The organism is Shigella sp. FC1661, from assembly GCF_001712525.1.
Lineage (GTDB): Bacteria > Pseudomonadota > Gammaproteobacteria > Enterobacterales > Enterobacteriaceae > Escherichia > Escherichia coli.
On record NZ_MDGW01000062.1, the window covers coordinates 1 to 9,579 of the forward strand.

A 9,579-nucleotide genomic window follows, 5' to 3' on the forward strand; every position below is an offset into this window, starting at 1 on the left:
TTTCAAGAGCAAGTTTTGAGATGGATATCCCGGGTTCACAGGAGGCAGCAACGAGCTGCTGTTTAAATTCGGGAGGATAATTAGGGCAGCCTTTTCGCCTGCCGGGATTCACATTTTTCTGCATATCTGACACTTTGGTTCCCACTACTTATTTGGTGGACACCACTTTGTCTAATTCGTCAGATTCTGACCAGACGGTTCAGGCTGTACGCTTACGAAAATCTTAATGAAACGTGTCGTATTAATGAATTTCTTTTGCCACTACTAGCTTGACACCGCTTTTACCCTTCATTTGCAGCGCATAGATTCCACCAGCCACTACCACTAATAGTGCGCCCAGCAGATAAAATGTGAATTTAATCAGGCGGATACAGCGATGAATTTTATTCGACAGGGATTAGGCATCGCCTTACAACCAGAGTTAACGCTGAAAAGCATTGCAGGTGAATTGTGTTCCGTTCCTCTCGAACCAACTTTCTATCGACAGATTTCGTTGCTGGCTAAAGAAAAGCCGGTAGAAGGCAGTCCACTGTTTTTACTACAAATGTGCATGGAACAATTAGTGGCGATTGGAAAAATTTGATATGAGACAGGATGGCGCATGAACGCCATCCTGCAGTAACATTACTCTTTATTAAGAAATTTTACTGCCTTATCAGGGAAATCAGTAAACAGCCCATTTACACCCGCTTTGTTATACAGAGCATCATATAACTGATTCACATCAGGAGTGTATTCAGGCAGTTTATCTGACCGCACGGTATAAGGATGCACTACCAGTTTATTCTGCTGAGCATCTTGCACCATGCCAGTGAGTTTGATATTACCCGGCTGCGATGTCTCCTCAATCAACATATGGTAATCCGGACCAATACCATCTGCATATTCCGCCACCTGTTTCATGGCACCCGGCTTAAACATCCAGTCGTAGTTGTAATTAACCCAGCTTCCATCCGGCTGTTTCTGCTGCGTTTCATTCCAGTCGGTATAGGCAATCAGCTGTACCAGATTGAGCTCCATGCCCATTTTGGGTTCCAGCTCATTCTTAATACGCTTCAGCTCATCAGCATCAAAACATTGCAAATAAACTTTATCGTCTTTACCGGTGTAACCATATTTCTTCAGCACTTCCAGCGTTTTTGCCGCAATATCCTTCCCTTCCTGATGATGGAACCACGGCGCTTTGATTTCTGGATAAATACCGATATTTTTCCCGGTAGAGTGATTTAACCCCTGAACAAATTCAATCTCTTCTTCAAAGGTGTGCACCCGGAAGTCGGACTTACCCATTGGGAAACGCCCCGGATAAGTCTGCACTTTTTTACCGTTTTCAATATCGAAACCTTCGGTAAATTTCAACGACTTAATTTCATCCAGCGTGAAATCTATCGCGTAGTAACGACCGTCTTTGCGCGCCCGATCCGGGAAACGATCGGCAACATCAGTAACACGATCGAGATAATGGTCATGCAGAACAACCAGATGGTCGTCTTTGGTCATCACCAAATCCTGTTCCAGATAATCCGCTCCCTGCGCATACGCCATCGCTTTTGCTGGCAGCGTATGCTCCGGCAAATATCCACTGGCACCGCGATGGGCGATGACTATTTTTTCGTTGCTGTCCGCCGCCATTGCACTGCTTCCCATGACTATAGTGCTCATCATGATCGCCATGCTAAGGTTTTTCAGCGTCAATTTCATGCCATTAGCCTCCGTTGCGTTTTTGTAGTAATTGTTCATGGCGACGTTTTTCGCCAATCATCACAACAATCAACAAGATAACCGCCAGAATGCTGCCGCCAATCATTACCATAAAGCCGCCATCCCAGCCGAAGAAGTCCACGGTGTAGCCAACAATCGCGCTCGCCGCCACCGAACCGCCCAGGTAACCAAACAGCCCGGTAAAGCCCGCTGCCGTACCTGCCGCTTTTTTCGGTGCCAGTTCCAGCGCATGCAGACCGATCAGCATCACAGGACCGTAGATCAGGAAGCCGATAACAATCATACAAATCATATCGACGGTTGGGTTACCTGCCGGATTCATCCAGTAAACGATAGTCGCGATGGTCACCAGTGTCATAAAGAAAACGCCGGTTGCCCCACGGTTGCCACGGAAGACTTTATCCGACATCCAGCCGCACAGCAGAGTGCCCGGAATACCTGCATATTCATAAAGGAAGTAGGCCCAGGAGGATTTATCCAGCGCGAAATGCTTAACCTCTTTCAGATAAGTCGGTGACCAGTCGAGGATGCCGTAACGCAGCAGATAAACGAACACGTTGGCGATGGCGATATACCACAGCAGTTTGTTCGGCAGTACGTACTGCATGAAGATTTGCTTCGCCGTCAGCTCCTGTTCCGCTTTTTCGTTATAGTCGTCCGGATAATCATTTTTGTACTCTTCGATCGGCGGCAAGCCACAGGATTGCGGGGTATCGCGCATCATCGCAAAGGCGAATAATGCCACCAGAATGGCGCAGAAAGCAGGCATATAGAGCGCCGCATGCCAGTCATTGAACCAGGCCATCCCCAGCAGGAACAGCAGCGGCGGAATACCACCACCAACGTTGTGCGCACAGTTCCACACTGACACAATGCCGCCACGTTCTTTCTGCGACCACCAGTGCACCATAGTACGACCACACGGCGGCCACCCCATCCCCTGGAACCAACCGCAGAGGAACAAAAGTACAAACATCACCGCAATGCTCGACGTCGCCCATGGCACAAAGCCCATAAACAACATCACTGCCGCCGCCAGAATCAAACCTGCGGGGAGGAAAACGCGCGGATTCGAGCGATCTGATACCGAACCCATTATGAATTTCGAAAATCCATAAGCGATCGAGATCCCCGAAAGCGCGAAACCTAAATCACCGCGAGAGAATCCCTGCTCGACCAGATAAGGCATAGCAAGCGCAAAGTTCTTACGAACCAAATAGTAAGCCGCATAGCCAAAGAATATCCCCAAGAAAATTTGCCAGCGCAATCGACGATAAGTCGGATCGATCTCCGCAGCAGGTAAGCGCGCTTTGTGTGGCGCTGGTTTAAAAATACTCAACATTGATAGCCTCCGTGGCCCGTGGTCTTATTTATGATTAACAGCCTGATTCAGTGAGAGAACCTGCCGTTTCTTGAGTTGCCGCGATGTTAAGAAAACATTCATAAATTAAATGTGAATTGCCGCACACATTATTAAATAAGATTTACAAAATGTTCAAAATGACGCATGAAATCACGTTTCACTTTCGAATTATGAGCGAACATGCGCGAAATCAAACAATTCATGTTTTTACTATGGCTAAATGGTAAAAAACGAACTTCAGAGGGATAACAATGAAAACTCGCGACTCGCAATCAAGTGACGTGATTATCATTGGCGGCGGCGCAACGGGAGCCGGGATTGCCCGCGACTGTGCCCTGCGCGGGCTGCGCGTGATTTTGGTTGAGCGCCACGACATCGCAACCGGTGCCACCGGGCGTAACCACGGCCTGCTGCACAGCGGTGCGCGCTATGCGGTAACCGATGCGGAATCGGCCCGCGAATGCATTAGTGAAAACCAGATCCTGAAACGCATTGCACGTCACTGCGTTGAACCAACCAACGGCCTGTTTATCACCCTGCCGGAAGATGACCTCTCATTCCAGGCCACTTTTATTCGCGCCTGCGAAGAAGCAGGGATCAGCGCAGAAGCTATAGACCCGCAGCAAGCGCGCATTATCGAACCTGCCGTTAACCCGGCACTGATTGGCGCGGTGAAAGTTCCGGATGGCACCGTTGATCCATTTCGTCTGACCGCAGCAAACATGCTGGATGCCAAAGAACACGGTGCCGTTATCCTTACCGCTCATGAAGTCACGGGGCTGATTCGTGAAGGCGCGACGGTGTGCGGTGTTCGTGTACGTAACCATCTCACCGGCGAAACTCAGGCCCTTCATGCACCTGTCGTGGTTAATGCCGCTGGGATCTGGGGGCAACACATTGCCGAATATGCCGATCTGCGCATTCGCATGTTCCCGGCGAAAGGATCGCTGCTGATCATGGATCACCGCATTAACCAGCATGTGATCAACCGCTGCCGTAAACCTTCCGACGCCGATATTCTGGTGCCTGGCGATACCATTTCGCTGATTGGTACCACCTCTTTACGTATTGATTACAACGAGATTGACGATAATCGAGTGACGGCAGAAGAGGTTGATATTCTGCTGCGTGAAGGGGAAAAACTGGCCCCCGTGATGGCGAAAACGCGCATTTTGCGGGCCTATTCTGGCGTGCGCCCGCTGGTTGCCAGCGATGACGATCCGAGCGGACGTAACGTCAGCCGTGGCATCGTGCTGCTCGACCATGCTGAACGCGATGGTCTGGACGGATTTATCACCATCACCGGTGGCAAACTGATGACCTATCGGCTGATGGCTGAATGGGCTACCGACGCGGTATGCCGCAAACTGGGCAACACGCGCCCCTGTACGACTGCCGATCTGGCACTGCCTGGTTCACAAGAACCCGCTGAAGTTACCTTGCGTAAAGTCATCTCCCTGCCTGCCCCGCTGCGCGGTTCTGCGGTTTATCGTCATGGCGATCGCACGCCTGCCTGGCTGAGCGAAGGCCGTCTGCACCGTAGCCTGGTATGTGAGTGCGAAGCGGTAACTGCGGGTGAAGTGCAGTACGCGGTAGAAAATTTAAACGTTAATAGCCTGCTGGATTTACGCCGTCGTACCCGTGTGGGGATGGGCACCTGCCAGGGCGAACTCTGCGCCTGCCGCGCTGCCGGACTGCTGCAACGGTTTAACGTCACGACGTCCGCGCAATCTATCGAGCAACTTTCCACCTTCCTTAACGAACGCTGGAAAGGCGTGCAACCCATCGCCTGGGGAGACGCACTGCGCGAAAGCGAATTTACCCGCTGGGTTTATCAGGGACTGTGTGGTCTGGAGAAGGAGCAGAAAGATGCGCTTTGATACTGTCATTATGGGCGGCGGCCTCGCCGGATTACTCTGTGGCCTGCAACTGCAAAAACACGGCCTGCGCTGTGCCATTGTCACGCGTGGTCAAAGCGCGTTGCATTTCTCATCCGGTTCGCTGGATTTGCTGAGCCATCTGCCAGATGGTCAACCCGTGGCAGACATTCACAGTGGACTGGAATCTTTGCGTCAGCAGGCACCTGCACATCCTTACTCTCTTCTCGGGCCACAACGCGTGCTCGATCTCGCTTGCCAGGCGCAGGCATTAATCGCTGAAAGCGGTGCGCAATTGCAGGGCAGCGTAGAACTGGCTCACCAGCGGATTACGCCGCTCGGCACTCTGCGCTCTACCTGGCTAAGTTCACCAGAAGTCCCCGTCTGGCCGTTGCCCGCGAAGAAAATATGTGTGGTCGGGATAAGCGGCCTGATGGATTTTCAGGCGCATCTTGCGGCGGCTTCGTTGCGCGAACTGGATCTTTCGGTTGAAACCGCAGAAATAGAGCTGCCGGAACTGGATGTCCTGCGCAATAACGCCACCGAATTTCGCGCTGTGAATATCGCCCGTTTCCTTGATAATGAAGAAAACTGGCCGCTGTTACTTGATGCGCTTATTCCTGTCGCCAATACCTGCGAAATGATCCTGATGCCTGCCTGCTTCGGCCTGGCCGATGACAAACTGTGGCGTTGGTTGAATGAAAAACTACCTTGTTCACTGATGCTTTTGCCAACGCTGCCGCCTTCCGTGCTGGGCATTCGTCTGCAAAACCAGTTACAGCGCCAGTTTGTGCGCCAGGGTGGCGTGTGGATGCCGGGCGATGAAGTGAAAAAAGTGACCTGTAAAAATGGCGTAGTGAATGAAATCTGGACCCGCAATCACGCCGATATTCCGCTACGTCCACATTTCGCGGTTCTCGCCAGCGGCAGTTTCTTTAGTGGCGGACTGGTAGCGGAACGTAACGGCATTCGCGAGCCGATTCTCGGCCTTGATGTGCTACAAACCGCCACGCGGGGTGAATGGTATAAGGGCGATTTTTTTGCGCCGCAACCGTGGCAGCAGTTCGGTGTAACCACTGATGAGACGCTACGCCCGTCGCAGGCAGGGCAAACCATTGAGAACCTGTTTGCCATCGGTTCGGTGCTGGGCGGATTTGATCCCATCGCCCAGGGATGCGGCGGCGGTGTTTGTGCCGTCAGTGCTTTACATGCCGCTCAACAGATTGCCCAACGCGCAGGAGGCCAACAATGAACGACACCAGCTTCGAAAACTGCATTAAGTGCACCGTCTGCACCACCGCCTGCCCGGTGAGCCGGGTGAATCCCGGTTATCCAGGGCCAAAACAAGCCGGGCCGGATGGCGAGCGTCTGCGTTTGAAAGATGGCGCACTGTATGACGAGGCGCTGAAATATTGCATCAACTGCAAACGTTGTGAAGTCGCCTGCCCGTCCGATGTGAAGATTGGCGATATTATCCAGCGCGCGCGGGCAAAATATGACACCACGCGCCCGTCGCTGCGTAATTTTGTGTTGAGTCATACCGACCTGATGGGTAGCGTTTCCACGCCGTTCGCACCAATCGTCAACACCGCTACCTCGCTGAAACCGGTGCGGCAGCTGCTTGATGCGGCGTTAAAAATCGATCATCGTCGCACGCTACCGAAATACTCCTTCGGCACGTTCCGTCGCTGGTATCGCAGCATAGCGGCTCAGCAAGCACAATATAAAGACCAGGTCGCTTTCTTTCACGGCTGCTTCGTTAACTACAACCATCCGCAGTTAGGTAAAGATTTAATTAAAGTGCTCAACGCAATGGGTACCGGTGTACAACTGCTCAGCAAAGAAAAATGCTGCGGCGTACCGCTAATCGCCAACGGCTTTACCGATAAAGCACGCAAACAGGCAATTACGAATGTAGAGTCGATCCGCGAAGCTGTGGGAGTAAAAGGCATTCCGGTGATTGCCACCTCCTCAACCTGTACATTTGCCCTGCGCGACGAATACCCGGAAGTGCTGAATGTCGACAACAAAGGCTTGCGCGATCATATCGAACTGGCAACCCGCTGGCTGTGGCGCAAGCTGGACGAAGGCAAAACGTTACCGCTGAAACCGCTGCCGCTGAAAGTGGTTTATCACACTCCGTGCCATATGGAAAAAATGGGCTGGACGCTCTACACCCTGGAGCTGTTGCGTAAAATCCCGGGGCTTGAGTTAACGGTGCTGGATTCCCAGTGCTGCGGTATTGCGGGTACTTACGGTTTCAAAAAAGAGAACTACCCCACCTCACAAGCCATCGGCGCACCACTGTTCCGCCAGATAGAAGAAAGCGGCGCAGATCTGGTGGTCACCGACTGCGAAACCTGTAAATGGCAGATTGAGATGTCCACAAGTCTTCGCTGCGAACATCCGATTACGCTACTGGCCCAGGCGCTGGCTTAAACTCCTTTCTGATGCCCGGTAAGCATGTGGTTACCGGGCATTTTTGCGTACACGATTCCGTGCCCAATGTATGCGTTGCAACGCAGTGAAAATTCCTCTGAAAACGTCTCGCAAAGGCTGAAACTGGCAGATGTCAAAGGCCTGGGATAACCGTAATGTCGCGTCATCATAAATATCAGGTGACGGACAACCATGACCGAATCAACAACCTCCTCCCCGCATGATGCGGTATTTAAAACCTTTATGTTCACACCCGAAACCGCACGGGATTTTCTCGAAATACATTTACCAGAACCACTGCGCAAGCTTTGCAACCTGCAAACCTTACGCCTGGAACCCACTAGTTTTATTGAAAAAAGTTTACGCGCTTACTACTCGGATGTTTTGTGGTCCGTGGAAACCAGCGACGGTGACGGCTATATCTACTGCGTGATTGAACATCAAAGCTCTGCAGAAAAGAATATGGCTTTTCGGCTAATGCGCTATGCCACTGCCGCCATGCAGCGTCACCTGGATAAAGGCTATGACAGAGTTCCGCTGGTGGTGCCATTGCTGTTTTATCATGGCGAAACATCGCCCTACCCGTACTCACTTAACTGGCTGGATGAGTTTGACGATCCGCAACTTGCCCGGCAGTTGTACACCGAAGCTTTTCCGTTGGTGGATATCACCATCGTACCTGACGATGAGATCATGCAACATCGGCGTATAGCTCTGCTGGAACTGATTCAAAAGCATATTCGCGACCGCGATTTAATCGGCATGGTCGACAGGATCACCACGCTTTTGGTTAGAGGCTTCACTAATGACAGCCAGCTACAAACACTGTTTAATTATCTGCTGCAATGCGGCGATACCTCCCGTTTCACCCGTTTTATTGAGGAGATTGCCGAACGTTCACCACTACAAAAGGAGAGATTAATGACTATTGCTGAACGGCTACGGCAGGAAGGGCATCAAATTGGCTGGCAGGAAGGTATGCATGAACAAGCCATTAAAATTGCTTTGCGCATGCTGGAACAGGGCATTGATCGTGACCAGGTGCTCGCGGCCACCCAGCTAAGCGAAGCCGATCTGGCAGCGAATAACCACTAATTAACACAGGCCCACAGCCGATCCCCATGGGCCTTTGATATCAATAACTACCTTTTATGCGTGGCCCATTTTTGCCTGATTTAAACATCGCCAGTCGTTGATCCAGGGCATCGCTGTAGAGCATCGTGTCAACCGCCAACAGCGACAAAGTTCGCTCCCCACGCCAGGCATTGCTGCGCCATATCAGGAGCCACAGCCAGAAAACCAGCCGCTTTACCCGCAGCACGGATCCGCCGAATGCTGGTTTCAATAATTCGCTGCACTTCCGGGTGCCCGGCGTTATCCGGGTAGCCCAACGACGCAGAAAGATCCGCTGGTCCAATAAACACGCCATCAATCCCTTCGACGTCGAGGATCTCGTCCAGGTTATCCAGTGCCGTTTTACTTTCCACCTGCACTAACAGACAAAGCGAATCGTTGACTTGCGCCATGTAATTCTCAATGCGTCCCCAGCGCGCAGCCCGTGCCACACTGGCCCCAACACCACGCTCACCGTAGGGAGGATAGCGCGTGGCAGACGCCACCTGACGAGCCTGATCGGCAGTATCGACCATCGGGATCAATAGAGTTTGCGCGCCAATATCCAGAACTTGTTTAATCAGCGATTTACTGCCTTCCACCGGACGGATCACGGGTTGGCTGGCATAGGGCGCTACCGCCTGTAGCTGGTGATAAAGATCCTGAATGGTGTTTGGCGCGTGCTCCCCGTCAATCAGCAACCAGTCATAACCGGAAGTAGCGGCAATTTCTGCCATATAAGAAGTAGTCGAGCTTAACCACAGACCAATTTGCACTTCGCCCTTGCGTAAACGGGTAATGACTCCAACTTATTGATAGTGTTTTATGTTCAGATAATGCCCGATGACTTTGTCATGCAGCTCCACCGATTTTGAGAACGACAGCGACTTCCGTCCCAGCCGTGCCAGGTGCTGCCTCAGATTCAGGTTATGCCGCTCAATTCGCTGCGTATATCGCTTGCTGATTACGTGCAGCTTTCCCTTCAGGCGGGATTCATACAGTGGCCAGCCATCCGTCATCCATATCACCACGTCAAAGGGTGACAGCAAGCTCATAAGACGCCCC

General features: G+C 51.8%; 7 protein-coding genes and 3 pseudogenes. 5 read left to right on the forward strand and 5 right to left on the reverse strand.

Annotated features, from left to right (window positions below; all coding sequences use genetic code 11):
* Nucleotides 1–241: 241 nt before the first annotated feature.
* Nucleotides 242–346 (reverse strand): annotated as a pseudogene (locus tag BFF42_RS27525) (hypothetical protein); the annotation flags it as partial.
* Here BFF42_RS27525 and BFF42_RS04740 point away from each other — a divergent pair.
* Nucleotides 341–583, forward strand: a pseudogene (locus BFF42_RS04740) (LysR family transcriptional regulator); the annotation flags it as partial. The pseudogenes BFF42_RS27525 and BFF42_RS04740 sit on opposite strands and share 6 nt — an antisense overlap.
* Before the next feature lie 41 nt (nucleotides 584–624).
* Here BFF42_RS04740 and glpQ read toward each other — a convergent pair.
* Nucleotides 625–1,701 carry a glycerophosphodiester phosphodiesterase gene (gene glpQ / locus BFF42_RS04745; protein WP_000779090.1) on the reverse strand — a complete coding sequence of 359 codons (1,077 nt, stop codon included), beginning with the start codon at nucleotides 1,699–1,701 and terminating at the stop codon, nucleotides 625–627.
* Nucleotides 1,702–1,705: 4 nt separating this feature from the next.
* Complete coding sequence (glpT, locus tag BFF42_RS04750) at nucleotides 1,706–3,064, reverse strand: glycerol-3-phosphate transporter (RefSeq protein ID WP_000948732.1); 1,359 nt, start codon at nucleotides 3,062–3,064, stop codon at nucleotides 1,706–1,708.
* A 272-nt stretch (nucleotides 3,065–3,336) separates the two neighbouring features.
* On the opposite strand from glpT, the gene glpA reads away from it, so the two are divergent.
* The 4 genes from glpA (at nucleotide 3,337) to BFF42_RS04770 (ending at nucleotide 8,496) form a co-directional block, all read left to right on the forward strand.
* On the forward strand, nucleotides 3,337–4,965 hold the full coding sequence (gene glpA / locus BFF42_RS04755) for an anaerobic glycerol-3-phosphate dehydrogenase subunit A (RefSeq protein ID WP_000857257.1): 1,629 nt from the start codon (nucleotides 3,337–3,339) through the stop codon (nucleotides 4,963–4,965).
* Nucleotides 4,955–6,214 (forward strand): glycerol-3-phosphate dehydrogenase subunit GlpB, encoded by a 1,260-nt coding sequence (gene glpB / locus BFF42_RS04760; protein WP_001209906.1) that lies wholly within the window; start codon nucleotides 4,955–4,957, stop codon nucleotides 6,212–6,214. Before glpA ends, glpB begins: the two co-directional genes overlap by 11 nt.
* Nucleotides 6,211–7,401: an anaerobic glycerol-3-phosphate dehydrogenase subunit GlpC gene (gene glpC, locus BFF42_RS04765; protein WP_001000359.1), complete on the forward strand. Its 1,191-nt coding sequence runs from the start codon at nucleotides 6,211–6,213 to the stop codon at nucleotides 7,399–7,401. The genes glpB and glpC overlap by 4 nt, the downstream gene beginning before the upstream one ends.
* A 192-nt stretch (nucleotides 7,402–7,593) precedes the next feature.
* On the forward strand, nucleotides 7,594–8,496 hold the full coding sequence (locus BFF42_RS04770) for an ISNCY family transposase (protein WP_000140570.1): 903 nt from the start codon (nucleotides 7,594–7,596) through the stop codon (nucleotides 8,494–8,496).
* 40 nt (nucleotides 8,497–8,536) lie between these two features.
* Here BFF42_RS04770 and yfaU read toward each other — a convergent pair.
* Together yfaU and BFF42_RS04780 are read right to left on the reverse strand one after the other, a co-directional pair.
* A pseudogene (gene yfaU, locus BFF42_RS04775) lies at nucleotides 8,537–9,314 on the reverse strand (2-keto-3-deoxy-L-rhamnonate aldolase).
* Nucleotides 9,315–9,323: 9 nt separating this feature from the next.
* A partial coding sequence (locus BFF42_RS04780) for an IS1 family transposase (protein WP_000474469.1) occupies nucleotides 9,324–9,579 on the reverse strand: 256 nt, incomplete at its 5' end.

Coding starts and splice junctions, on each gene's coding strand:
- glpQ (WP_000779090.1), bottom strand. CDS start 1,701: ATGAAATTGACGCTGAAAAACCTTAGCATGGCGATCATGATGAGCACT.
- glpT (WP_000948732.1), bottom strand. CDS start 3,064: ATGTTGAGTATTTTTAAACCAGCGCCACACAAAGCGCGCTTACCTGCT.
- glpA (WP_000857257.1), top strand. CDS start 3,337: ATGAAAACTCGCGACTCGCAATCAAGTGACGTGATTATCATTGGCGGC.
- glpB (WP_001209906.1), top strand. CDS start 4,955: ATGCGCTTTGATACTGTCATTATGGGCGGCGGCCTCGCCGGATTACTC.
- glpC (WP_001000359.1), top strand. CDS start 6,211: ATGAACGACACCAGCTTCGAAAACTGCATTAAGTGCACCGTCTGCACC.
- BFF42_RS04770 (WP_000140570.1), top strand. CDS start 7,594: ATGACCGAATCAACAACCTCCTCCCCGCATGATGCGGTATTTAAAACC.